This is a genomic window from Buttiauxella sp. 3AFRM03 (assembly GCF_003675305.1).
In the GTDB taxonomy this organism is placed as follows: Bacteria; Pseudomonadota; Gammaproteobacteria; order Enterobacterales; family Enterobacteriaceae; genus Buttiauxella; species Buttiauxella ferragutiae.
The window spans coordinates 1334696-1357809 of record NZ_CP033076.1 but is presented as its reverse complement, the minus strand read 5'-3'; the positions used below and the strand labels follow the sequence as shown (position 1 = coordinate 1357809).

The following is a 23114-nucleotide window of genomic DNA, read 5'->3' as shown; positions in this document are numbered from 1 at the left end:
ATAGGAGCGCGTCATCCACCATTTTACTTAAAATCACACGTTAAACGGCGCTTCTTTCTTCAGCACCTTTTCAATCACATCCAGCACCGCTTGCTGATTGCAATGCCCTGCCTGATAAGTCGCAACTTGCTTAATTTTTTCAGGGGCATTGGCCATGGCAAATCCGTACCTGGCCTGACGCAGCATTTCAATATCATTGCCACCATCGCCAAACGTCACGACTTCGCTGTCAGCAATGCCCCATTTTTCCTGCAGGATCCGCAAGCCGTTAGCTTTATGAATACCGGGAATGATCAGGTCAATCGAGCCATGGCCGCTGGTAACTGGCACCATAATACCGTCGAGAATGTCTGTCAGAGCGCTCATGGTGTCGTCTAACATACTGTCTGGCAGATTCAGCGCAAACTTAAAGAATACATCATCCAGATTTGAGAAATTATCTACTAATTCAAGGCGATGGTAGTACATGCGCGCCAGTTGGATGAACGCATCATCGTAGCTATTCAATGTATAACCGTGGTGCTTACCACAAGCGATAATATCTACGTGAGGCAGCGTCAGCAGATGGTCGATAACGGTGTTGAACTGCTGTTTTGTCAGTTCACCGTTAAAGGTGTCCTTTTCTTCACTGACCACCCAACCCCCGTTATCGGCTACGAACGAAATCTCGTGGGCAATTTCCGGGAAAAATGAAATTAGCTGATAATACTGGTTGCCGCTGGCGACCACGAAGCGAATCCCTTGTTCTTTCATTTGTGCATAAAGGTCTGCAAAACGCGCGCGGTTGTACTCTTTATTATCGTCGAGGAAAGTCCCATCCATGTCGACGGCAATTAGTTTCACACTCATCGATTTCTCCGTTGAATTAATTCGGGTACAAGGTCTGTAGGTTTTGCGACGGCTTTCGCAACTAGCGCTGCAACAACCATCAAACTCAGTACTACCAGCATAGCCAGACGCAGGCCGTAATGTTCGCCGAGGAAGCCCAATAGCGGCGGCCCCACAAGGAATGCAATATAGCCAGAAGCGGCAACGACACTGACGCGAGTTGCCGGGTCTGGACCGGTATCGCCCGCGGCAGAAATGGTGAGCGGGAAGCCGAGCGAGGTGCCCAGGCCCCACAAAATGACGGAAATGCCAGCGACAAAGGCATTATCGACAAAGATGATTAAGCCGATGCCCAAAATCCCCATCACTGCACAGGCGCGAACCACGGTCACCCGACTGTAGCGGTCGATAAACCAGCCGCCAGTGAAACGGCCCACGGTCATACCCAGCGTAAAGCCGACATAAATCATTGAACCAGACGTTGGGCTAAAACCATGACCGTCGACCATCAGCAATGGCAACCAGTCATTGGCGGAGCCTTCTGCAAATGCCATCGCCAGCACAATAGTACCAATCAATATCAGTTGTAGATCTTTATAAAAAGGAGGGTGTGGCTCGTGGGTATCAGCGGAATTCGCGTCGGCATTGTCTTTGCCTACACCATGCGGGATGGCGGTAATCGCGATAATAATGGGGGTAATCACGATTATGCCAATCACCAACAAATGCCCATAAGCCGTGACGTTAAAGGCTGTCAGGCTCATGCCAATACCTGCGCCAACCAGCGTGCCAAGGCTGTAAAAACCGTGCATCATCGGTAACACTGTCTTTTTCAGCAGCCCTTCAACTATGGCGCCTTCTACGTTCATCGCCACTTCAGATGAACCAAGACCTGCACCTAAAATCGCCAGCCCCAGCGCAAACAGCCACGGGGAAGAAAAGAACAGTGCAACGCCCATCACCAACATGCCGGTGACCATTAGCGTCATACCGCTACGGATAATATTACGCGTACCAAAACGCTTAACCAGCCAGCCGGAAAAGAGAATGCCGCTCATCGAACCAACCGAAAGACCAAACAGCACAATACCCATACCGGCGGTCGACACACTGAGCGTGTCCCGAATGGCTGGAGTACGTGTAGCCCAGGAGGCCATAACAAGACCAGGCAGGAAGAAGAAGGCAAACAATGCCCAGGTGCGACGTTGGGTTGCTTTACGTTGGCTAATAGCGGCAGACATGGAAATACCGGTTGGCGGTGAATGAGAATGACACTAGCAAGAATGTGTACATTTGTACACATTGCCTGGTAAACTCTTTTTAGTCCGGCTTAACCGAGTATAAATCATGAGCAAAGCCCCGCGCCGTAACGATCCAGACCGACGTGAAAGAATTGTGCAAGCTACGCTGGATATGCTGGTGGAACACGGTATTAGCCATATCACACACCGTAAAATTGCCGAAGCAGCAGGCGTTTCGTTAGGGTCGATGACCTATTATTTCGACGGTATCGAATCATTGCTCAGTGAGGCATTCACGCAGTTTGCCCACCAGATGTCAGACGATTACCGTAACCGTCTGGCGCAAGCCAGTAATCGCAATGAGGCCTGCGAAGCGATTGTCGACATGATCTGTGGCGAGAAAATTGCCACCTCTTATAACTTGCAGGTGATGTATCAACTGTATGCTTACGCCAATCGTAATCCACAGCTAAAAATCATCATGCAGGACTGGATGTGCCGCAGCCAACAAGTGCTGGAAGCCTTCTTTGACCCGATTACCGCCCGAACCCTGGATGCTTTTATCGAAGGGATGACACTGCATTACGTGACGGATCGGCATCCGTTGAGCCGGGCAGATCTCAGCAGAATGCTGGCAAAAATTGTCGGATAAATTTGGCAGGTGATTTTTTGCCTGTTGTTAGCTAGAGTTTGAAGCAGTTTCCTAATGTGAGTCCCTTACCAATGTAGTTGTCCCCTTAACGATAAACACAGCTTTAAAACCGACTAGATCGTCGGCGACTTCTTTGTGCTTGTTGATAAGGGATAACACATGTTTTTTCTCATTCTGCGTACGCTTCGCCAGCACCGCTGGTTTGCCCTGCTTGGGGCGGCATTACTGCTTTCTTCTGTCGGGAATGGCCTGACTTATGTCATTGTTTTTGGGAAGCTCCTCGCACTCGAAGCAAAACCTTCAGTACTGACGCTTGCCTATATTCTCGCGCTAGCACCCGGCTTCCCGGGGAGTTATCTGGCAGAAAAATTGCTCACCAAAATGGCACCTATTCCGGTCATGATTTTGTCTGAAATCATCGGGCTGTTGGGATTGTCTCTGCCGGTGTGGTCGTTATATAGCGATAACCTGATCCTGCTGCTTTCAAGCCAGGCGGTGGCGGCCTTTGCGGGGGGCATGATGGTGCCGGTTTTAAGCCAGACGTTAAAAAGCGGCCTTAAACCCACGGAACTCCCCGCTGCATCGGGCCTGGAAACCTTTATCTTTGCGGCAAACGTCATCCTTGGCATCGGCATTGGTACCTTGCTTTATGGGCACCTGCCTGCAGTGGCTATTCTCGCTCTGGATGCGCTGAGTTTTGTTCTGGGTATCGTGCTGCTGTTCGCTGCACACCGGGCATTTCGGCCAGTGTGTGTGCCGGAAAATGGTGAGGTTATAGGCAACCTCAGCTGGCGAAGACTCACACAATTACAACGCCGAAGTCTGCTTTTTCTCCCGGCGATTGCGCTTGTCGGTGCGCCAGCAATGGCACTGTTACCGGCACTGGCGACAAACTTTAGCGGCTCATCCACTGACTCGGGGTTGATGTTGTTACTGGCTCGCAGTACAGGGCAGCTTATCGGCCCATTGCTGTTGTCTGAAGCACAGCTGCAACGCCACTCGGGGAAACTCAATGTACTGATCATTTCGCTCGCGTTGTTTATCTGCTGCTACGCACTGGTTTCGATCACCGATAAGCAATGGCTGGCTATGTTGCTGATAGTTATGGCGCACATCTTCACCAACATTGTCTATGTGCTGGCGACGCTAAACATCATGCAATCGTTTCCTGCCTCTGTCACCGGCAGGGCGATGGCGAAGGCCTGGCGCGTACAACTGATTATCACCTTGATTCTTCCGGTAATAGCAGGCTTTGCCGCTGACATTTTCGACCCTGCGTGGGTGCTGTACCTCAGCTCTGGCGGTGGGTTTGTGGTGCTGATTTGTGTACTCGCCACGAATCATTTAGCTGGGCGAAGAGAGGGAACGGCTTTGAATCTTAAAAATAGTGGCTAATTCCCGGTAGTCGCAACAGGTTTTAGTCAGGCGGTAAAGAGCGGGGAGTACCAACCTTTACCGCCTATTTTTAGTCGAGAGTTGTACCAGCAGTCATATTGACCACCGTTGCCGTCATTGCGCCTGCATGATCCGACGCCAAAAATGCCATGAGCTCGGCAATTTGCGAGAGTGTTGGCAGACGTTTTAGCATGGTGCTTTGCGCAGCACCCGCCACCCACTGTTCCACCGTCAAACCCGCTGCTTGTGCCTTTGGTGCAAACACTTCGCTGGTATAGGAACCCGCCTGAATAGCGCCGTCTAGCGCATGTGAACGCACACAGATGACTCGAATATTCTTTGGCGCTAGTTCGCAGGCCAGAGCCCTTGTGAAGGCTTCCATACCTGCGCTGCCGACAACATGACCCAGGTGGCCTGGAATTGCCATTGGCCCTGCGGGTGCGACCACCGAGAGGATGACGCCTGCGCGGTCACCGCCCATATAGGGAATGACTGCTTTGGATAGGTTGAATTGTGCTGCCAGGAACGGGTCTATTCCTTGCCTGAATTCTGTGAGGGATAACTCCGCAATTCCTTTGCCTTGATTATGGACAAAACCGGTCGCGTTGATCACCACGTCAAAACCACCAGTCTGTAGTGCAAGCTGTGCAACGTGCTCGCTGGTGGACTGCTCGTCGAGGACGTCGATGATGAATGTTTCGGCCTTTCCACCCTCTGCGCGAATCTCATCAGCAACACTGCTCAATTTATCCTGGTTGCGTGCACCCAAATACACCTGTGCGCCCTCGCGTGCCAGAGCATGCGCAACGGCGCTACCGATAGCACCACTTCCACCGAAGATCACCGCTACTTTGCCTTCAACTAACATCGCGCAACTCCATTTAGCCCACCAGTATGACTCAAAAGTATGGGTGCTAAGTGATAGGTTGCAAGCGGAGGGCGTCTGCGGTCACGGATTTCAGGCAATAAAAAACCCATCAACCTTGAACCAAAGAGGCGGGGTTGATGGGCTCCACAAATTGGGGACATCAAAGAAAAGCAGTGGCACTAATTAAGACTTTGCCCAAGGTAAAAAGTTCGCAATGTCTTAAAAAAATCTTTTTTCTTTGTCTGCGGCACAGATCACAAACCAGGCCATATGATTACGATAAGCGTCCCGGCCAGGGTTAACAACACGTTAGCGATAGCGTAGGTTCCGGCGTAACCCAGTGCCGGGATGTTGCTGCGCGCGGTGTCGCTAATGATTTCCATTGCCGGTGCACAGGTCCGTGCCCCCATCATTGCGCCAAACAGCAATGCGCGGTTCATTCGTAAAACGTATGCTCCAAACAAGAAGCAGATCACTACCGGAACAAGGCTGACGATCAGCCCGGCAACCAGCATTTGCCCGCCAATCGCACCTAAACCGTTGCCAATGCCGCTGCCTGCGCTTAAACCTACACCCGCCATAAATACCATCAAGCCGAATTCTTTCACCATATTCAGCGCCCCTTGCGGGATGTAGCCGAAGGTAGGGTGGTTGGCTCGCAGGAAGCCCAGCATAATTCCTGCGAACAGTAAGCCTGCTGCATTACCTATGCCGAAGCTAAAGGAGCTGAACTGGAAGGTGATCATGCCGATCATCAAACCAATAATGAAGAAGGCACAGAAAGCGAGCAGGTCGGTAATTTGGCTGTGAATTGAGATAAAGCCAATGCGTTCTGCCACGGTTTTCACGCGTCGGGCGTCACCGCTGACCTGTAAAACGTCGCCTTTGTTGAGCACGATATTGTCGTCAATCGGCATTTCAATTTGGCTACGGATAACGCGGTTGAGGAAGCAGCCATGATCGGTCAGCTTTAATTGGGCCAGTCGGCGGCCAACGGCATTGTGGTTTTTCACCACAATTTCTTCGGTGACGATGCGCATGTCCAGCAGGTCGCGGTCGAAAACTTCTTTACCGTTACGGAAACTTGGGTCGAGGCGGGAATGCGCATCCGGATAGCCTACAAGCGAAATTTCATCGCCTTTTTGTAGTACTGCGTCACCATCCGGGTTTGCCAGAATGCCATTACGACGAATACGTTCAATGTAGCAACCGGTCTGGCGATAGATACCAAGTTCACGCAGATTTTTACCATCAGCCCAGGCAACCAGTTCAGAACCCACGCGGTAGGCTCGAATAACAGGCAGATAAACTTTGCGGGCGGCATCTGTATCTAACCCGCGTTCGCGAGCGATTTGCTGCGCGCTGGTTTGCAAATCCTGGTGCTGAAGTTTTGGCAAATAACGAGCGCCAACAATCAGGCTAACCAGGCCTATCAGATAAGTCAGGGCGTATCCGAGGCTCAGGTTATCCAGTGACGTGGCTAACTGGGCTCCGGCAACACCCGAATGGCGCAAAGTATCACCTGCACCAACCAGCACCGGCGTGGAGGTCATCGAACCTGCAAGCATCCCGGCGGTCAGGCCGATATCCCAGCCAAAGAGTTTCCCCAAACCTAATGCCAGCAGCATGGCGCTGCCAACCATCACGAGGGCCAACATCAGATAATTTTTGCCATCGCGGAAGAAAATTGAAAAAAAGTTTGGCCCAGCTTCCACGCCGACACAGAAAATGAACAGCATGAAACCCAAATTTAGGGCGTCAGTGTTAATCGAAAAATGTTGCTGGCCGAGTATTAAAGAGACCACTAAAACACCAATGGAATTACCCAGTTGGATAGAGCCAAGGCGTAATTTCCCCAGGCATAAGCCCAGGGTCAGAACAACAAATAATAACAGGATGTAATTCCCGCTTAACAAATCTGCGACGTTTATATTCACGAAGGCTAACTTCTTGTTTACTAGTAACTTGTTGAAAGAGATGGTTTTTTGGTTTAAGGTTTCTACTAATGACGACGCAATTTGATGTATTTTCTTTGCATTAAAATATCCAGTGCGCAGACCTGATAATGGCCAGTAGTTTAATCTTTATAAAGATTAACGGCTAGTAAGAATATTATGCTAATTGCGCGATGTATTTTTTTAGCAAGGATTGCTGAAACTTATCTGACTCGGGCAGATTCTGCGTGCAGAACTGTAATTTTAAGTTCTATACCCGTTAGCATTCAAGTTGCAGCCAACACCCATGCAGCTTGAAGGATGACGGTATATAGGCGAGCGTCAGGAGGATGTTTGTTCATGCGTGGACAACGTTGGTTTGGGGTCATTTGCTGCTTCGTGTTGTTTGTTGGCGTGTTTCTTTCTCAGAAATTAATGGCCGCCAACAGCTACCCGGGTGATAAGCACTCAGAGTGGGGAATGTTATTTTTTATCCTGCCTGGTGTTATCGCTAGCGTGTTTTCCCGCCATGGCAGAGTGATCAAACCGCTGATGGGCGCAGTACTGGCTTCACCGCTTTGTCTGCTAATCATTCAATTTTGGTTGTCGCCAACGCGAACGTTCTGGCAAGAAATGGCCTGGATGTTTAGTGCTGTGTTTTGGTGTGCTCTTGGAGCTTTGTGCTACTTGTTTTTACGTAGACTTCTCCGCCGTCAGCGGCGATAAAAAAACGGCTCGGTTGCTTAAACCGAGCCGTTTTTTTTAGTTTGAGGCTTATTCTGCGTTCTGGAACAAACTCAGGTGTTCTTTCGCGTAAGCTTCGAAATCAGTGCAACCACCAATGTGTTTCTGGTCGAGGAAGATCTGTGGAACGGTTTCAACCGGTTTACCGACAGTTTTTTCCAGATCGGCTTTGCTGATGCCTTCTGCATGGATATCAACATAACGGAAGTTGAAGTCGTCACGCTCAGCGGTCAGTTTCTCAGCCAACTCTTTAGCACGAACGCAATATGGGCAGCCTGGGCGGCCAAAAATTACTGCAAACATGGTATCTCCTTCATTTTTTATGGCCGAACGAAGCGGCGTATGGCATCTATAATGCCGCTAACTGTGATGAATGGGAAGAAGGTCTTGCCTGTTAGTCTGATACTCAGCACCTATATTGCGCGGACAAAACTGCTACCGGCCAGGGTATACTCAATCGATTATTGCCTATGGAGACAAGCGGATGCGCTCACTTGGTGCTTTGCCGAAACCGGTGTTAGTCCTTGAAGTTATTGGTATCGCTTTTTTACTGCTTTCATATCTTTCCTTGAATGGTTACGTCGTGTTGCCCGCTCCCATAGGCAGTGCCACTGCGGCCATAGTCATGGTTTTCGTCGGCATTGCGTTGATGATTCCAGCAGCAGCATTTATGGTGTGGGCGATGGCGCAAAATGTGGCACCGCTGCTGACTAAAGGCCAGCCACCCGTCGATAAATCTCTTTCAGAAAAGCCAAAGGATAAACGCAATGACGCCGACCATTGATCTGCTGCGTTCACACCGTTCCATTCGTCGTTTTACCGACGCTCCCATTACAGACGAACAGCGTGCAGCCATTATTGCCAGCGCCCAGGCTGCTTCAAGTTCTAGTTTTTTGCAATGCAGTTCGATTATTCGCATTACCGATAAATCACTGCGTGAACAGCTTGTTGCGCTGACGGGGGGGCAAAAACATGTGGCTCAAGCCGCAGAATTCTGGATATTTTGCGCCGACTTTAACCGCCATTTGCAAATCTGCCCTGAGGCACAGCTCGGTCTGGCAGAGCAATTACTGCTGGGAGTGGTGGATACCGCGCTACTTGCGCAAAACGCTTTTACTGCGGCGGAGTCTCTGGGTTTAGGCGGTGTCTATATCGGCGGTATTCGTAACAGTATCGAAACGGTGACCGAGCTATTAGCTTTGCCAAAGCATGTTCTGCCATTGTTTGGTTTGTGTCTGGGTTGGCCTGATGAAGATCATGACATCAAGCCTCGTATGCCTGCTGCGATGGTAGTGCATGAGAATAGTTATAAGCCCGTCGACGCCGAGGTGTTGGCGCAGTATGACGAAGAGATGGCGCAGTACTATCTTTCTCGCGGTAGCAATGCTCGCCGTGACACATGGAGTGACCACATTCGTCGCACCATCATTAAAGAAAACCGTCCTTTCATTCTCGATTATCTGCATAAGCAGGGTTGGGCAACGCGCTAAACTATCAAGCGGTGGCTCCCGCCACCGCCAATCAATACATTTTTACTATCAATCACCCGCCTAAACGGTATTGGTGGTGCGTAGTCGCGAGTCGGTATAACAGAGCTAGCCACACTTTCTGTGATTATTTCGACACGATGACAAGGAACACCCGATGCCGATGACGACTCTTGATAACTCCCCGTTTTACGCCGCAGATATTATCCGTTCACGTATTAATGGCCTGGTGCCACGCGTGGCTTTCATTCTGGGATCCGGGCTTGGCGAATTGGCTGAGAAAATCGAACAACCAGTGGTATTCCCATACGACGAATTGCCTGGATTCCCGGTTAGTACGGTACACGGCCATGCTGGCGAATTAGTGGTTGGTACTCTCGCCGGTGTTCCCGTCGCTTGTATGAAAGGGCGGGGTCACTTTTACGAAGGACGTGGCATGTCTGTGATGACCAATGCGATCCGTACCTTCAAATTGCTCGGTTGTGAAATCCTCTTCTCGACTAACGCGGCGGGTTCACTGCGCCCTGAAGTTGGCCCAGGTCAACTGGTTGCGCTTAACGACCACATTAATACCATGCCGGGTACGCCGACCGTTGGCCCTAACGATGACCGTTTCGGTGAGCGTTTCTTCTCCCTGGCGAACGCTTACGACGCTGATTACCGTGGCATTTTGCAGCATGTGGCTAAAGAGCAGGGCTTCCCACTCACTGAAGGGGTGTTTGTTTCCTATCCTGGCCCAAACTTTGAAACAGCAGCCGAAATTCGCATGATGCAAATCATCGGTGGCGATGTGGTGGGGATGTCAGTGGTGCCTGAAGTGATCAGTGCTCGCCATTGTGGCCTAAAAGTGGTGGCGGTTTCGGCAATCACTAACCTGGCTGAAGGCCTCGGCAGCGTACAGCTTTCCCACGCGCAGACTTTGGCGGCGGCAGCACTTTCGCGTCAGAACTTTATCAATCTGATCTGCGGTTTCCTGGGCAAGCTCGCCTGAGGCCATTCCAACACACCGGGTAAAACACATGGCGATTAACTCTATGGCGATAAAACCTCGCTTGAAAATCATGTTGTTTTTGCAGTATTTCATTTGGGGAGCCTGGCTGGTCACGCTGGGTTCATACATGATTAACACCCTCGGGTTCCGGGGCGCTGATGTGGGCATGGTCTACAGTACCAAAGGTATTGCTGCACTGTTAATGCCGGGGATTGTCGGCATTATTGCCGATAAATGGCTGCCTGCGAATCGTGTGTATGCTCTCTGCCACCTGGTGTGTGCGGCAATGTTGGCCTGGGCGGCCAGCATTAACCAGCCGGGGCTGATGTTTTGGGTGATGCTGGGTAATGCGATGGCATTTATGCCAACGATTGCACTGTCGAATACTATCTCTTATGCCAGTCTCGAAAAGGCAGGGCTGGATACCGTCAGCCATTTCCCGCCGATCCGCGTATTTGGCACCATAGGCTTTATTGCCGCGATGTGGACTGTCAGCCTGATGCGCTTCGAGCTCAGTAATCTCCAGTTATATATTGCTGCGGGCGCTTCTCTGGCGCTGGCTTTGTATTCACTGACTTTGCCAACTATTCCAGTAGTAAAGGGCGGCGTATCTCGCACGTGGGTGAGCCGCCTGGGGTTAGATGCGTTTGTGTTGTTCAAAAACCCGCGCATGGCCGTTTTCTTCCTATTTGCCATGTTGTTAGGTGCGGTTTTGCAAATAACCAATACTTTTGGCAATCCGTTCCTGCATGATTTTGCTCGCCAGCCTGAATTTGCCAATAGCTTCGTAGTGCAATATCCATCGATTCTGCTGTCTGTATCTCAAATGTCCGAAGTGGCGTTTATCCTCACCATCCCCTTCTTTCTGCGCCGTTTTGGTATCAAACAAGTGATGCTGATGAGTATGGTGGCATGGGTGTTGCGCTTTGCACTTTTTGCCTGGGGCGACCCATCAGCGTTTGGCTTTGTGTTACTGCTGCTCTCGATGGTGGTATACGGTTGTGCCTTCGATTTCTTCAATATTTCCGGTTCGGTCTTTGTGGAACAAGAAGTGGATTCGCGCATTCGCGCCAGTGCTCAAGGGCTGTTCATGACGATGGTTAACGGGATTGGCGCATACATGGGCGCGATTCTTAGCGGCTACGTGGTGGATTACTTCAGCGTGGACGGTGTGAAAGACTGGACGACCATTTGGCTAGTCTTCGCCGGATATGCGTTGGTGCTGGCGATTATTTTTCACTTTAGTTTCCAGTATCGCCACACGCCTTCGCTTAAGGCTTCGGCACCGCTCGCACATTAAGCGTCGGCTGGATTACAGCGCGTGGCAGGAGTGATAACTTATGGGGCTGCCAGAGCATAGGGAGCCTCATGAGTACTTCACAGCGAACATATCGTACCGATTTAAAACTACTGCGCTATTTTCAGGCGGTAGCGGAAGAGCTGCATTTTGGAAAAGCTGCCGCGCGGCTCAACATGTCGCAACCGCCGCTAAGCTTCCATATCAAAGAATTAGAATCCCAGCTCGGCACCGTTCTGTTTATACGCCATTCCCGTAGCGTCGCCTTGACGTATGCCGGTGAAGTGTTGCTGGAAGAAACCCGGCTGCTGCTCGATAGCGCAAACCAGGCCCTGGCTCGCGTGGAACAAATCGGCCGTGGGGAAGGTGGGCGAATTCATCTGGGCATTGTCGGTACGGCTATTTGGGGTGGTCTGCGTCTGGGGTTACAGCAATTTATCGCCGATTATCCCGCTATCGATATTTTGTTCCGTGAAAAGTCACCAGGTGACCAGCTTGCTTTGATTGACCGTCACGACATTGACGCCGGAATCTGGCGCATGGAAACCAATCCGCCTCCGGGTTTACGCAGCGAAAAACTTCACGACGCTACGTTTTTGGTCGCGTTGCCAGAAAAGCATCCTCTGGCAAAACAATCCGCCATTAATATTGAACAATTGCGCCGTGAAGCCTTTGTCACCATGACGGCAGTGCATTCTGACTGGACTTTTTTGCAGGGTGTTTGCCGCGAGGCTGGGTTTGTCCCACATGTGGTCAGGGAAGCGGTGGAACCGCAAACCGTACTGGCGCTTGTCAGTATTGGAATGGGGTTGACCATCATGGCCGACAGCTATGCGCAAATGAACTGGCCGGGTGTCACTTTCCGCCCACTGGCTCAGGCGATCCCCGCCGATCTTTACGTGGTGTACGATCCGCATCATCTGGCTTCCACGACGCGCCATTTAATTGACGTATTAAAACAATCGCCAGGCACATTGCCCATTCGTTGAAATGTCATGGCAGTGCTATGATAACCCCGCTTTCATTATTGGACTGGAAACGCTGAGGTACAGGGTGAAAATCGCCATTTTATCCCGGGATGGAACGCTTTATTCTTGCAAACGTCTACGTGAGGCGGCCTCTCGCCGTGGTCACGTCGTCGAAATCATCGATCCCCTTTCTTGCTACATGAACATCAATCCGGCGGCCCCCTCAGTGCACTATAAGGGACGTCAGCTTCCTCATTATGATGCGGTGATCCCGCGTATCGGTTCTGCTATTACGTTCTACGGCACCGCCGTGTTACGCCAGTTTGAAATGTTGGGCAGTTATCCGCTCAATGAATCGGTGGCGATCACTCGTGCACGTGACAAACTGCGATCGTTACAGTTGATGGCACGTCAGGGGATTGATTTACCGGTGACAGGTTTTGCCCACTCGCCAGATGACACCAGTGATTTAATCGACATGGTTGGTGGTGCGCCGCTGGTGGTGAAGCTGGTGGAAGGGACGCAAGGAATTGGCGTGGTGCTTGCGGAAACGCGGCAAGCGGCCGAAAGTGTGATCGACGCATTTCGCGGTCTGAATGCTCACATTCTGGTGCAAGAGTACATAAAAGAAGCCAAGGGCAGGGATATTCGCTGTCTGGTGGTCGGCAACAAAGTAGTGGCAGCTATCGAACGCCAGGCAAAACCAGGGGATTTCCGCTCCAATTTGCACCGTGGGGGTGTTGCGCATCAGGTTACTATTACAGAGCGTGAACGCGAAATTGCCCTGCATGCTGCTGCAACTTTGGGGTTGGATGTGGCTGGTGTCGATATTTTACGTGCCAAACGCGGCCCGCTGGTGATGGAAGTGAATGCGTCACCGGGTCTTGAAGGTATTGAAAAGACCAGCGGTATCGATATTGCGACCTTAATGATCAAGTGGATTGAGCAACAAGCGCAACCCGGTTATTGCCTGAAAACGGGTGGCTAAATTCCAGCATCGGCACCCATGGGCGCATAATCATAGTATGAAGCGCTGTTTTTGCGTAAGCTATGGCGCGACTTCGAGCCTGTTTAGTCAGGCTCTAAATTACCCCCCTTTAAAAGAGGCTACGGCATTTATGGATTCACTCGTTGTCCCTACTCTGGACATCTTACGCCGCTGGCTCGATGAAATCGGCGTGACCATTTTCGAGTGCGATACCTGCCAGGCGCTCCATCTGCCACACATGCAGAATTTTGATGGTGTCTACGATGCGAAAATCGATCTGGTCGATAATATCATCTTGTTTTCAGCCCTGGCTGAGGTAAAACCCTCTGCGTTGCTGCCCCTGGCATCCGATCTCTCGTCTATTAACGCCAGTTCGCTGACGGTGAAAGCCTTTTTGGATATCCAGGACGACAATTTACCTAAACTCGTGGTTTGCCAGTCGTTACAGGCCGAAGTTGGAATTACTCGCGAGCAGTTTGCTGCCTTTGTAAAACAGAGTGAAGAGCAAATCTCGATGGTAATTCTGGAAGCTTGCGCGAACCAGTTGCTCTTTATTTCCGACGAAGAAGAGCAAGACAGCACCGTTATTCAAACCCATTTCCTGCACTAATCGTTCCTTTCCTGACCGCAGCGGCTGCCATGTCCGCTGCTCTCCACATATTTTTATTCTGCTTTATTAACCACAACCAGCATGACTCTCGCCACTATGGCCAATTTGGGGCCATACCATAGATGTTTTATGGTTAAAAAATTGATAAAAGTCACTTTTCTGACTGGGCTATAGTCACTAAGTCTGGCTACAGTTATTCTTGCGGAGCGCTTAAAGCGTGCAATGTCTGCTGGGAAGGCGTCAGCCTTTTTTCACGGCAGTTTGAATAGAGATGCATGATTCTTGCATGTCCCAACGGCGAGAAAAAATGCGTAAAAGCTTGATTGCGTAAATTATGCTCGCGAAAGCGAGAATTGCCCTTTATTCAGAAGGAATAGACTATGTTCGCCCAACGTAAAAAATTGCTATCGGGTATGGTGGCGGGTTTGTTGATGACCGTGTCTGCCACCGCGTTTGCCGCTGAACAGAAGACGCTGCACGTTTATAACTGGTCTGATTATATCGCTCCAGATACGTTGGCAAACTTCACCAAAGAAACCGGTATTAAAGTGGTGTACGACGTCTTCGACTCCAATGAGGTTCTGGAAGGGAAGTTGATGGCGGGCAGCACAGGTTACGATCTCGTCGTGCCTTCTTCGCAATTCCTTGAGCGACAGGCTCAGGCCGGTATTTTCCAGCCACTTGATAAGAGCAAACTGCCGAACTACAAAAACCTCGATCCGGAAATGCTTAAGTTGGTGGCGCATAATGACCACGACAATAAATACGGTATTCCGTACATGATGGTCACTACCGGTATTGGTTATAACGTCGAAAAAGTTAAAGCGGTGTTAGGTAAAGACGCGCCAGTTGATAGCTGGGATCTTATTCTGAAACCAGAAAACCTTGAGAAGCTGAAAAGCTGTGGTGTTTCGTTCCTTGATGCGCCAAGTGAGGTTTATGCTAGCGTGCTGCACTATCTGGGCAAAGATCCTAACAGCACCGATCCAAAAGATTACACCGGTGCGGCGAATGATTTGCTGTTGAAATTACGTCCGTCAATTCGTTACTTCCACTCTTCCCAATACATCAACGATTTAGCCAACGGTGATATTTGCGTCGCGATTGGTTGGTCTGGCGATATTCTGCAGGCAGCTAACCGTGCCAAAGAAGCAAAAAATGGCGTGAATATTGCTTATACCATTCCTAAAGAAGGCGCGATGGTGTACTTCGATATGTTCGCTATGACTAATGACGCGAAAAATAAAGACGAAGCGTACCAGTTCCTGAATTACCTGATGCGCCCGGATGTGGTAGCGAATATCAGTAATCACGTTTATTACGCTAACGCGAATAAAGAGTCTACTCCGCTGTTGAATGCAGAGATCCGTGATAACCCAGGAATTTATCCACCGACTGACGTGCGTGCCAAGTTGTTCACCCAGGGGGTGCAATCGCCAAAAGTGGACCGCGTGATTACCCGGGCGTGGACTAAAGTTAAAACTGGGAAATAGACCTATTTTTTAGTTGTAGGTCGGTTAAGCGCAGCGTCAACCGACAAAAGGTGGATGGCGCTGTCGCTTATCCACCCTACAACATCTCGAAAGAATTGCCGGAGAGCAACATATTGAACGACGCAACTCCTCGTCCACACGCGAAAACTCGCAAAGCGCTCACCCCGCTGCTTGAAGTACGCAACCTCACAAAATCCTTCGACGGGCAACACGCCGTTGATGATGTGAATCTCACTATTTATAAAGGCGAAATTTTTGCGCTGCTCGGGCCGTCCGGCTGCGGTAAATCAACACTTTTACGCATGTTGGCAGGCTTTGAGCAACCGAGTGCAGGGCAGATCGTGCTTGATGGCGTCGATCTGTCGCATGTGCCGCCGTACCAGCGCCCGATCAATATGATGTTCCAGTCGTATGCGCTTTTCCCGCATATGACGGTGGAGCAGAACATTGCGTTTGGCCTCAAGCAAGACAAGTTGCCGAAAAATGAAATTACGCAGCGGGTGCAGGAAATGCTGACGCTGGTGCATATGCAAGAGTTTGCCAAACGTAAACCGCATCAGCTTTCTGGTGGGCAACGCCAGCGTGTCGCGTTGGCCAGGAGCCTGGCGAAACGGCCAAAACTGTTACTGCTTGATGAGCCAATGGGCGCGCTGGATAAGAAATTACGCGACCGCATGCAGCTTGAAGTGGTCGATATTCTTGAGCGTGTCGGCGCAACTTGCGTGATGGTGACACATGACCAGGAAGAAGCGATGACCATGGCGGGGCGTATCGCCATCATGAATCGCGGTAAATTCGAGCAAATCGGTGAACCGGAAGAAGTGTACGAATATCCGACGACACGCTACAGCGCTGAATTTATCGGCTCGGTGAATGTCTTTGAAGGCTTGCTGAAAGAACGCCAGGAAGACGGGCTGGTGATTGACAGCCCAGGGCTTGTCCATCCACTCAAAGTTGATGCTGATATTTCCGTGGTCGATGGCGTGCCGGTGTATGTCGCGTTGCGTCCGGAAAAAGTGATGTTGTGTGAAGAACCTCCTGCTGACGGCTACAACTTTGCAGTCGGCGAAGTAGTGCATATCGCCTATCTTGGCGACCTGTCTATTTATCATGTTCGCCTGAAAAGCGGCCAGATGATCAGTGCACAGTTGCAGAACGAACATCGTAGTCGTAAAGGAATGCCAACATGGGGCGACGAAGTGCGTCTGTGTTGGGATGCTGAAAGTTGTGTGGTTCTGACAGTTTAAGGGGGCGAAATGAGCACGATGACTGAACGCCCGGCTGAGCCACCGGTAAGCGGTTTCAAATTGTGGCTGGCTAAAATGCAAATGCGCCATGGCCGCAAACTGGTGATTGCATTACCGTATTTGTGGCTGATTCTGCTATTCATGCTACCATTCTTGATTGTCTTCAAGATAAGCTTTGCTGAAATAGCGCGTTCGATTCCGCCGTATACCGATTTGATCACCTGGGCTGACGATCAGATTACCTTCGCGCTGAATCTGGCGAACTATCTCCAGTTAACCGATGATCCGCTATATGCGGAAGCCTATTTACAGTCGTTGCAAGTGGCTGGGGTGTCCACCATTTTCTGTCTGCTGTTAGGTTACCCATTGGCATGGGCGGTGGCGCACAGCAAATCATCGACGCGTAATATTCTGTTGTTGTTGGTCATTTTGCCATCGTGGACATCGTTCTTGATCCGCGTGTATGCGTGGATGGGGATCCTGAAAAATAACGGCGTGCTCAATAACGTATTGATGTGGCTGGGCGTTATCGACCAACCGTTGGTGATTCTGCATACCAATCTTGCGGTGTATATCGGTATCGTTTATGCCTACTTGCCATTTATGGTGCTGCCGATTTACACCGCACTGACGCGGCTAGATTACTCGCTCGTTGAAGCCTCCTTAGATTTGGGCGCGCGTCCGCTGAAAACCTTCTTTAGCGTAATCGTGCCGCTGACTAAAGGCGGCATTATTGCCGGTTCGATGCTGGTGTTTATCCCGGCAGTGGGCGAGTTTGTTATCCCTGAACTGCTTGGCGGGCCTGATAGCATTATGATTGGCCGCGTATTGTGGCAAGAATTCTTTAATAACCGCGACTGGCCGGTGGCATCAGCGGTGGCGATAACCATGCTTATCTTGCTGATTGTGCCGATTATGTGGTTCCACAAATACCAGAACAAAACTGCGGGGGACCACGCATGAACAACTTACCGGTAGTGCGTTCACCGTGGCGCATTTTGATTTTGGTGATCGGCTTCACCTTCCTCTACGCGCCAATGTTAATGCTGGTGGTGTACTCCTTTAACAGCTCCAGGCTGGTAACGGTCTGGGCGGGATGGTCGACGCGCTGGTATGTCGAGCTGTTCCATGACTCAGCAATGATGAGTGCCGTGGGGCTGAGCCTGACCATTGCAGCCGCAGCCGCTACGGCGGCGGTGATCCTTGGGACTATCGCCGCAGTGGTGATGGTGCGCTTTGGCAAGTTTCGTGGCTCCACGGGCTTTGCCTTTATGCTCACCGCGCCGCTGGTTATGCCGGACGTCATCACCGGCCTTTCATTGTTGTTGCTGTTTGTGGCATTAGGGCACGCCATTGGCTGGCCGAATGACCGCGGCATGCTGACTATTTGGTTGGCACACGTCACGTTCTGTACCGCCTATGTTTCTGTGGTAATTAGTTCCCGTTTGCGGGAACTGGACCACTCAATTGAAGAAGCTGCCATGGACCTGGGCGCGACACCGCTGAAGGTTTTCTTCGTGATCACCGTTCCGATGATCGCTCCGGCGATTGTTTCTGGCTGGCTGTTGGCATTTACCTTATCGCTTGATGATTTGGTGATTGCGAGCTTTGTTTCCGGCCCAGGTGCGACAACCTTGCCGATGCTGGTATTCTCAAGCGTCAGAATGGGGGTTAACCCGGAAATCAACGCGCTGGCATCCATCATTTTGGGCGTTGTTGGTTTTATTGGGTTAATCGCCTGGTGGCTGATGTCGCGAGCAGAAAAGCAGCGTCTGCGCGACATCCAACGTGCAAGGCGTAGCTGAAAGTCTTAAAATCTGATAAAACCCACAGTGCCGCGGAAGACGCGGCACTGTATCGTATGGAACACGAGGTTTGCGGAAATTTTCAGGAAACGAACTCAAACACAGGCAAAATTGAACGCTCCCACATTAGTGCTGGTGGCGGCCATTGCTATTCTAACGACACGCATCCTCGATCTGATGTTGGTTTTCAACTTGCTCGGGGTCAGTGGCGCGCTTGATTTTATTCACCGCAGCGTGCAAACCTGGAGCCTGACGCTGATTTTCCTCGCCAGCCTGGTGATGCTGTGTGTCGAATTACGCTGTGCATTTGTCATTATGAAAGGGCGTAATTGGGGACGCTGGGTATTTCTTGCCACACAGGTTATTTCCGTTAGCTATTTATGGGCGGCGTCACTCGGTTGGGGCTATCCCGAGTTGTTTAGCATTCCAGGTGAGTCAAAACGAGAGATTTTACGTTCACTCATGACGCAAAAACTGCCCGACATTTTGGTGCTATTCTTGTTATTTATCCCTTCGCGAAGTCGGCTTTTTTTCAAACTTCAATGACTGCGTAGTGTTACAATCTGCGTCCAAATTCTTTAGGGCTTAATTATGTACTGCGCGCTATATCAGGCTAATCGTTGCCGTTCTTGTACGTGGATAGAACAGCCGATTTCCGAGCAACTCACCGCCAAAATGAATGAGCTTCAGCAATTGCTGGAGGGTATTGCGGTGAAAAAGTGGTGTGCACCAGTCAGCGGCCCTGAGCACGCATTCCGCAATAAAGCCAAAATGGTGGTCAGCGGTAGCGTAGAAAAACCGTTGCTGGGAATGCTCCATCGCGACGGTACACCTGAAGACTTGACCGAATGCCCGCTTTATCCGGCTTCATTCCAGGCTGTGTTTACCGCACTTAAACCGTTTATCGCGCGTGCGGGGCTGACGCCGTATAACGTGGCGCGTAAACGCGGTGAACTGAAATATCTGCTTATCACTGAAAGCCAGCTAGACGGTGGCATGATGCTGCGTTTTGTGCTGCGAAGCGATGCCAAACTAGAACAGTTACGCGCCGCATTACCCTGGTTGCAACAACAGCTCCCACAATTAAAGGTTATCTCCGCCAATATTCAGCCAGTGCATATGGCGATTATGGAAGGCGAGCAGGAAATCCCGTTAACCGAACAGCAGGCACTGGAAGAGCAGTTTAACGGTGTGCCACTGTATATCCGCCCGCAAAGTTTCTTCCAGACCAACCCGACGGTCGCGGCATCTTTGTATGCCACGGCACGCGAATGGGTACACGGGTTGCCAGTCAAACATATGTGGGATTTGTTCTGCGGGGTAGGTGGGTTTGGCCTGCATTGCGCAACGCCGGAGATGAAACTGACCGGAATTGAAATTTCCCCTGAGGCTATTGCCTGTGCACGTCAGTCGGCGGAAAAACTAGGATTAACCGATATTCACTTCCAGGCGCTGGATTCAACGAAATTTGCCACTGAACAGCAAGATGTTCCTGACCTGGTATTAGTGAATCCGCCACGGCGTGGCATTGGCCAGGCGTTGTGTTATTTCCTTAATAACATGGCCCCGCAATACATTATCTATTCAAGCTGCAATGCGCAGACGATGGCGCGGGATATAGCGTCGCTGGCGGGATATCGGGTAGAACGCGTGCAATTGTTCGATATGTTCCCGCACACCGCACATTACGAGGTGTTGGCGCTGTTGGTGCGCGGGTAGTTTTCCCCTCACCCTAACCCTCTCCCCAGGGAGAGGGGACTGTCTGGTTTCTCCCTCTCCGGTGGGATGTCTCTTATACACAACTCACCCTGGCAATTTTGTCAGGGTAAGATCTGTTAGCCTCTCAGGTTTTCCGTTCACCCGTGCGTTCAGTTATCTCTGTAATTCCCGCAAACGGTGCGACTGAAGCTGGGAACAAGGTCAAAACCGCTCTGTCTTTTGACTTTGACTTTCGGGTCCGGCTTAAATCGCCTCCATTTTGACTCCAGGTGGCAGGGTCCAGCCGTCGGGAACGGCTGGAGGGCGCGATCGTCGGGAACGAATCGCAACCGACCCTGACACGGAGGCAAAATGGAGGTTTACCGCTTGCGGCGATTTATTTGCCGGGAGTCCGGGTTCTTAGGGTGGCGACGGTGGCCACCCTAAGACGTTCACCGGTTCAGTCGCGACATAAACACGCTGTCGCCTGGTGAACGGAACCTTCTCCGGCTTGGCAGGAACCGTCCCTCAAAGTTGTGTATAAGAGACAGCTCCTGTGGGAGAGGGCAGGGTGAGGGCAATAATTACTGCGGGAACCACTGCTCACTAATCTTCTGATACGTCCCGTCAGCTTTAATTGCCGCCAGTGCCGTATTCAGTTTAGTTAACAGCGCCTGGTTATCCGGACGCACCGCAATACCCAGCCCAGTTCCGAAGTATTCTGCATCGGTCACATGCTCACCGACGGTGCCTAGCTGTGGGTTAGTTTTTAGCCACTCATTTACCACTGCTGTGTCACCAAACACCCCATCAATACGGCCATTCTTCAGGTCGATAATCGCATTCTGGTAGCTATCGTAAGAAACCGTTTTAATTTCAGGATGTTTTTCCTGGAGATATTTCTGGTGTGTGGTGCCATTTTCCATCCCGATACGTTTGCCTTTCAGTTCGTCAAAAGATTTAAACGCACCTTTTTTGGCAATCACAACCGCCGAGTTGGCGTAGTACGGCGTGGTGAAGGAAACTTGTTTGCTACGCTCAGGCGTAATGTCCATGCCTGAAATCACCGCGTCATATTTGCGGAATTTAAGCGACGGGATCAGGCTGTCAAACGCGTGGTTTGTGAATGTGCATTCAGTCTGCATTTGTTTGCATAAAGCTTTCGCCAAATCGATATCAAAACCGACAATCTGATTGTTGGCATCAAGCGATTCAAATGGCGGATAAGTGGCCGAAGAGCCAAAGTTGATTTTATCTGCTGCGGCCACGCTAAATGCGGCTGTAGCGAACATAGCGGCCAAAATAAACTTCTTCATGTGTGTTGCTCCCGTCTGTCGTGTTTTATTGTTTTCACCGTTTCCCAGTGTCAAAAAATCATGCCAGTAAATGAATTTATATGCAAATAAAACGTATAATTATATTTATATGGGTGCAAAAAAGGCGGGGAGTCCCCGCCTTTATGATTCATTAACGATCTCTTAGTTACGGCGTTCGAACGCCAATGCGCGGCGCTCTATCACTCGCATTAGCAGCGTCAGTAATCCGTTAACGACCAGATAAACCAGACCAGCAGCCCCGAATACCATCACATCGTAAGTGCGTCCGTACAGCAGTTGCCCGTGCCCCATCACTTCCATTAGCGTAATGGTGTACGCCAGAGAAGTACTTTTAAACACTAAAACCACTTCGTTCGAGTAAGAAGAAAGTGCGCGTTTAAATGCATAAGGCAGCAAAATCGCCAGGGTGTCTTTCTTGCTCATACCCAAAGCACCGCATGACTGCCACTGCCCATCAGGGATAGCGCGGATCGCACCGTAAAATAGTTGTGTTGTATAGGCTGCACTGTTCAACGACAGCGCAATCAATGCGCACAACCACGGTTCAGAAAGCAGGTGCCACAAAACTGGGTAATTCTGAATCGCCGGAAATTGACCTGGGCCGTAGTAAATCAGGAAGATTTGCACCAGCAAAGGCGTACCGGTAAACAGAGTAATGTAGACACGCACAAAGTGAACCAGCACTGGTGTTTTCAGCGTCAGAACGATGGTGAAAAACAGCGATAAAATCAGCGCGACGACAATCGATGCCACGGTGAGAGTCAGGCTGGTGTGCAGGCCTTTAAACAATTCTGGTAAATACTCAAGCATCAGCCAGGCCTCCGTTCAAAACGTGTCGCTCGCTGGTCAATACGCTTGAGAACGTACTGGCTAATAAGGGTGACAACGAGGTAGATGGCTGCCGCAACCACATACCAGGTAAATGGCTCCTGAGTACGGGTGGCGATGCTTTTAGTTTGTAGCATCAAATCATTAACGCTAATCAGCGAAACCAGTGCGGTATCTTTCAGTAAAACTAACCACTGATTACCTAAACCCGGCAACGCATGACGCCACATTTGCGGCATCACCAGACGGAAGAAAATTGCAGCTTTCGACAGGCCTAAAGCCTGGCCGGATTCCCATTGCCCAATTGGCACGGCTTTGAGTGCACCACGCAAAGTCTGCGAAGCATAAGCCGAATAGAGCAGGGAAAGCGCAATCACGCCGCACAAGAACGGGCTGACATCGAAATTCTCAATTTGTAATTGGATGGGGATTTGTACAAAACCGAGGTTGAGGACAAAACCATCCGAGAGGATCAGCAGTAGCTGTGAGGAGCCGAAATAAATAAACAGCACCACCAGAATTTCAGGCAGGCCGCGCAGCACCGTTACCAGAGCTGAACCCAGCCAGGCAATTGGGCGCCATTTCGCAGACTCCCATACGGCGAAAACCATCGCCAGAGCCAGACCGATTGCCAGCGCACAAACGGCAAGGCCGACGGTCATCCCGGCGGCGCTCGCTAAAGGAAACATTTCGTTCATTCAGA

The 23114-nt window shown here is 50.6% G+C and carries 24 protein-coding genes; 16 read left to right on the top strand and 8 right to left on the bottom strand.

What is annotated here, in order from left to right; translation table 11 throughout:
- Nucleotides 1–33 precede the first annotated feature (33 nt).
- Both D8682_RS07940 and D8682_RS07935 read right to left on the bottom strand, forming a co-directional pair.
- Nucleotides 34–849: a Cof-type HAD-IIB family hydrolase gene (locus D8682_RS07940; protein WP_064548358.1), complete on the bottom strand. Its 816-nt coding sequence runs from the start codon at nucleotides 847–849 to the stop codon at nucleotides 34–36.
- Entirely contained in the window at nucleotides 846–2069 is a 1224-nt protein-coding gene (locus D8682_RS07935; protein ID WP_121813976.1) for an MFS transporter, read from the bottom strand. Before D8682_RS07935 ends, D8682_RS07940 begins: the two co-directional genes overlap by 4 nt.
- A 106-nt stretch (nucleotides 2070–2175) precedes the next feature.
- Here D8682_RS07935 and D8682_RS07930 point away from each other — a divergent pair, with 106 nt between their 5' ends.
- The gene (locus D8682_RS07930) at nucleotides 2176–2721 is read left to right on the top strand and encodes a TetR/AcrR family transcriptional regulator (RefSeq protein WP_064548353.1); all 546 of its coding nucleotides are present in this window, start codon (nucleotides 2176–2178) and stop codon (nucleotides 2719–2721) included.
- 159 nt (nucleotides 2722–2880) lie between these two features.
- Entirely contained in the window at nucleotides 2881–4116 is a 1236-nt protein-coding gene (locus D8682_RS07925) for an MFS transporter (RefSeq protein WP_121813975.1), read from the top strand.
- Between the two features lie 70 nt (nucleotides 4117–4186).
- Here the strand turns inward: D8682_RS07925 and D8682_RS07920 are convergent, their stop codons facing one another.
- Together D8682_RS07920 and D8682_RS07915 are read right to left on the bottom strand one after the other, a co-directional pair.
- Nucleotides 4187–4984: an SDR family NAD(P)-dependent oxidoreductase gene (locus D8682_RS07920; RefSeq protein WP_121813974.1), complete on the bottom strand. Its 798-nt coding sequence runs from the start codon at nucleotides 4982–4984 to the stop codon at nucleotides 4187–4189.
- A 254-nt stretch (nucleotides 4985–5238) separates the two neighbouring features.
- Nucleotides 5239–6921 (bottom strand): aspartate:alanine antiporter, encoded by a 1683-nt coding sequence (locus D8682_RS07915; protein WP_064548347.1) that lies wholly within the window; start codon nucleotides 6919–6921, stop codon nucleotides 5239–5241.
- Between the two features lie 357 nt (nucleotides 6922–7278).
- Between D8682_RS07915 and D8682_RS07910 the strand changes: the two genes are divergently transcribed.
- Complete coding sequence (locus D8682_RS07910) at nucleotides 7279–7644, top strand: inner membrane protein YbjM (protein ID WP_064548345.1); 366 nt, start codon at nucleotides 7279–7281, stop codon at nucleotides 7642–7644.
- A gap of 48 nt (nucleotides 7645–7692) precedes the next feature.
- Here the strand turns inward: D8682_RS07910 and D8682_RS07905 are convergent, their stop codons facing one another.
- Entirely contained in the window at nucleotides 7693–7965 is a 273-nt protein-coding gene (locus D8682_RS07905; protein WP_034456459.1) for a GrxA family glutaredoxin, read from the bottom strand.
- A gap of 181 nt (nucleotides 7966–8146) precedes the next feature.
- Here D8682_RS07905 and D8682_RS07900 point away from each other — a divergent pair, with 181 nt between their 5' ends.
- The 13 genes from D8682_RS07900 to rlmC all read left to right on the top strand — a co-directional run bounded on the left by D8682_RS07900 (nucleotide 8147) and on the right by rlmC (nucleotide 20267).
- Complete coding sequence (locus D8682_RS07900; protein ID WP_064548343.1) at nucleotides 8147–8446, top strand: YbjC family protein; 300 nt, start codon at nucleotides 8147–8149, stop codon at nucleotides 8444–8446.
- Nucleotides 8430–9152, top strand: a complete 723-nt coding sequence (gene nfsA, locus D8682_RS07895; protein ID WP_064548341.1) for an oxygen-insensitive NADPH nitroreductase — start codon at nucleotides 8430–8432, stop codon at nucleotides 9150–9152. Before D8682_RS07900 ends, nfsA begins: the two co-directional genes overlap by 17 nt.
- Before the next feature lie 154 nt (nucleotides 9153–9306).
- Nucleotides 9307–10140 carry a xanthosine phosphorylase gene (gene xapA, locus D8682_RS07890; protein ID WP_064548339.1) on the top strand — a complete coding sequence of 278 codons (834 nt, stop codon included), beginning with the start codon at nucleotides 9307–9309 and terminating at the stop codon, nucleotides 10138–10140.
- A gap of 43 nt (nucleotides 10141–10183) precedes the next feature.
- Complete coding sequence (locus D8682_RS07885) at nucleotides 10184–11440, top strand: nucleoside permease (protein WP_121815663.1); 1257 nt, start codon at nucleotides 10184–10186, stop codon at nucleotides 11438–11440.
- A 68-nt stretch (nucleotides 11441–11508) separates the two neighbouring features.
- Nucleotides 11509–12426, top strand: coding sequence for a LysR family transcriptional regulator (locus D8682_RS07880; RefSeq protein WP_064548335.1), 918 nt, complete (start codon nucleotides 11509–11511; stop codon nucleotides 12424–12426).
- Nucleotides 12427–12490: 64 nt separating this feature from the next.
- Nucleotides 12491–13393 (top strand): 30S ribosomal protein S6--L-glutamate ligase, encoded by a 903-nt coding sequence (gene rimK / locus D8682_RS07875; RefSeq protein WP_064548418.1) that lies wholly within the window; start codon nucleotides 12491–12493, stop codon nucleotides 13391–13393.
- Nucleotides 13394–13523: 130 nt separating this feature from the next.
- Nucleotides 13524–14003, top strand: coding sequence for a YbjN domain-containing protein (locus tag D8682_RS07870; protein ID WP_064548332.1), 480 nt, complete (start codon nucleotides 13524–13526; stop codon nucleotides 14001–14003).
- Nucleotides 14004–14383: 380 nt separating this feature from the next.
- Nucleotides 14384–15496 carry a spermidine/putrescine ABC transporter substrate-binding protein PotF gene (gene potF, locus D8682_RS07865; protein ID WP_121813973.1) on the top strand — a complete coding sequence of 371 codons (1113 nt, stop codon included), beginning with the start codon at nucleotides 14384–14386 and terminating at the stop codon, nucleotides 15494–15496.
- Between the two features lie 113 nt (nucleotides 15497–15609).
- The gene (gene potG / locus D8682_RS07860) at nucleotides 15610–16743 is read left to right on the top strand and encodes a putrescine ABC transporter ATP-binding subunit PotG (protein ID WP_162302998.1); all 1134 of its coding nucleotides are present in this window, start codon (nucleotides 15610–15612) and stop codon (nucleotides 16741–16743) included.
- A 9-nt stretch (nucleotides 16744–16752) separates the two neighbouring features.
- Nucleotides 16753–17706, top strand: a complete 954-nt coding sequence (potH, locus tag D8682_RS07855) for a putrescine ABC transporter permease PotH (protein ID WP_121813972.1) — start codon at nucleotides 16753–16755, stop codon at nucleotides 17704–17706.
- Nucleotides 17703–18548 (top strand): putrescine ABC transporter permease PotI, encoded by an 846-nt coding sequence (gene potI / locus D8682_RS07850; protein WP_121813971.1) that lies wholly within the window; start codon nucleotides 17703–17705, stop codon nucleotides 18546–18548. The genes potH and potI overlap by 4 nt, the downstream gene beginning before the upstream one ends.
- Before the next feature lie 111 nt (nucleotides 18549–18659).
- Complete coding sequence (locus D8682_RS07845) at nucleotides 18660–19094, top strand: YbjO family protein (RefSeq protein WP_269811517.1); 435 nt, start codon at nucleotides 18660–18662, stop codon at nucleotides 19092–19094.
- A 45-nt stretch (nucleotides 19095–19139) separates the two neighbouring features.
- Nucleotides 19140–20267: a 23S rRNA (uracil(747)-C(5))-methyltransferase RlmC gene (gene rlmC / locus D8682_RS07840; RefSeq protein WP_064548325.1), complete on the top strand. Its 1128-nt coding sequence runs from the start codon at nucleotides 19140–19142 to the stop codon at nucleotides 20265–20267.
- Between the two features lie 563 nt (nucleotides 20268–20830).
- Here rlmC and artJ read toward each other — a convergent pair.
- The 3 genes from artJ to artQ form a co-directional block, all read right to left on the bottom strand.
- A complete protein-coding gene (artJ, locus tag D8682_RS07835) occupies nucleotides 20831–21562 on the bottom strand; it encodes an arginine ABC transporter substrate-binding protein ArtJ (protein WP_064548310.1) in 732 nt (243 codons plus the stop codon).
- 162 nt (nucleotides 21563–21724) lie between these two features.
- Nucleotides 21725–22393: an arginine ABC transporter permease ArtM gene (gene artM / locus D8682_RS07830; RefSeq protein ID WP_064548304.1), complete on the bottom strand. Its 669-nt coding sequence runs from the start codon at nucleotides 22391–22393 to the stop codon at nucleotides 21725–21727.
- Nucleotides 22393–23109 (bottom strand): arginine ABC transporter permease ArtQ, encoded by a 717-nt coding sequence (artQ, locus tag D8682_RS07825; RefSeq protein WP_064548303.1) that lies wholly within the window; start codon nucleotides 23107–23109, stop codon nucleotides 22393–22395. Before artQ ends, artM begins: the two co-directional genes overlap by 1 nt.
- Nucleotides 23110–23114: the final 5 nt, after the last annotated feature.

What these genes read in the sequence shown, in the direction of transcription:
- D8682_RS07940 (WP_064548358.1), bottom strand. Translation starts at nt 849, where the DNA reads ATGAGTGTGAAACTAATTGCCGTCGACATGGATGGGACTTTCCTCGAC.
- D8682_RS07935 (WP_121813976.1), bottom strand. Translation starts at nt 2,069, where the DNA reads ATGTCTGCCGCTATTAGCCAACGTAAAGCAACCCAACGTCGCACCTGG.
- D8682_RS07930 (WP_064548353.1), top strand. Translation starts at nt 2,176, where the DNA reads ATGAGCAAAGCCCCGCGCCGTAACGATCCAGACCGACGTGAAAGAATT.
- D8682_RS07925 (WP_121813975.1), top strand. Translation starts at nt 2,881, where the DNA reads ATGTTTTTTCTCATTCTGCGTACGCTTCGCCAGCACCGCTGGTTTGCC.
- D8682_RS07920 (WP_121813974.1), bottom strand. Translation starts at nt 4,984, where the DNA reads ATGTTAGTTGAAGGCAAAGTAGCGGTGATCTTCGGTGGAAGTGGTGCT.
- D8682_RS07910 (WP_064548345.1), top strand. Translation starts at nt 7,279, where the DNA reads ATGCGTGGACAACGTTGGTTTGGGGTCATTTGCTGCTTCGTGTTGTTT.
- D8682_RS07905 (WP_034456459.1), bottom strand. Translation starts at nt 7,965, where the DNA reads ATGTTTGCAGTAATTTTTGGCCGCCCAGGCTGCCCATATTGCGTTCGT.
- D8682_RS07900 (WP_064548343.1), top strand. Translation starts at nt 8,147, where the DNA reads ATGCGCTCACTTGGTGCTTTGCCGAAACCGGTGTTAGTCCTTGAAGTT.
- nfsA (WP_064548341.1), top strand. Translation starts at nt 8,430, where the DNA reads ATGACGCCGACCATTGATCTGCTGCGTTCACACCGTTCCATTCGTCGT.
- xapA (WP_064548339.1), top strand. Translation starts at nt 9,307, where the DNA reads ATGCCGATGACGACTCTTGATAACTCCCCGTTTTACGCCGCAGATATT.
- D8682_RS07885 (WP_121815663.1), top strand. Translation starts at nt 10,184, where the DNA reads ATGGCGATAAAACCTCGCTTGAAAATCATGTTGTTTTTGCAGTATTTC.
- D8682_RS07880 (WP_064548335.1), top strand. Translation starts at nt 11,509, where the DNA reads ATGAGTACTTCACAGCGAACATATCGTACCGATTTAAAACTACTGCGC.
- D8682_RS07870 (WP_064548332.1), top strand. Translation starts at nt 13,524, where the DNA reads ATGGATTCACTCGTTGTCCCTACTCTGGACATCTTACGCCGCTGGCTC.
- potF (WP_121813973.1), top strand. Translation starts at nt 14,384, where the DNA reads ATGTTCGCCCAACGTAAAAAATTGCTATCGGGTATGGTGGCGGGTTTG.
- potH (WP_121813972.1), top strand. Translation starts at nt 16,753, where the DNA reads ATGAGCACGATGACTGAACGCCCGGCTGAGCCACCGGTAAGCGGTTTC.
- potI (WP_121813971.1), top strand. Translation starts at nt 17,703, where the DNA reads ATGAACAACTTACCGGTAGTGCGTTCACCGTGGCGCATTTTGATTTTG.
- rlmC (WP_064548325.1), top strand. Translation starts at nt 19,140, where the DNA reads ATGTACTGCGCGCTATATCAGGCTAATCGTTGCCGTTCTTGTACGTGG.
- artJ (WP_064548310.1), bottom strand. Translation starts at nt 21,562, where the DNA reads ATGAAGAAGTTTATTTTGGCCGCTATGTTCGCTACAGCCGCATTTAGC.
- artM (WP_064548304.1), bottom strand. Translation starts at nt 22,393, where the DNA reads ATGCTTGAGTATTTACCAGAATTGTTTAAAGGCCTGCACACCAGCCTG.
- artQ (WP_064548303.1), bottom strand. Translation starts at nt 23,109, where the DNA reads ATGAACGAAATGTTTCCTTTAGCGAGCGCCGCCGGGATGACCGTCGGC.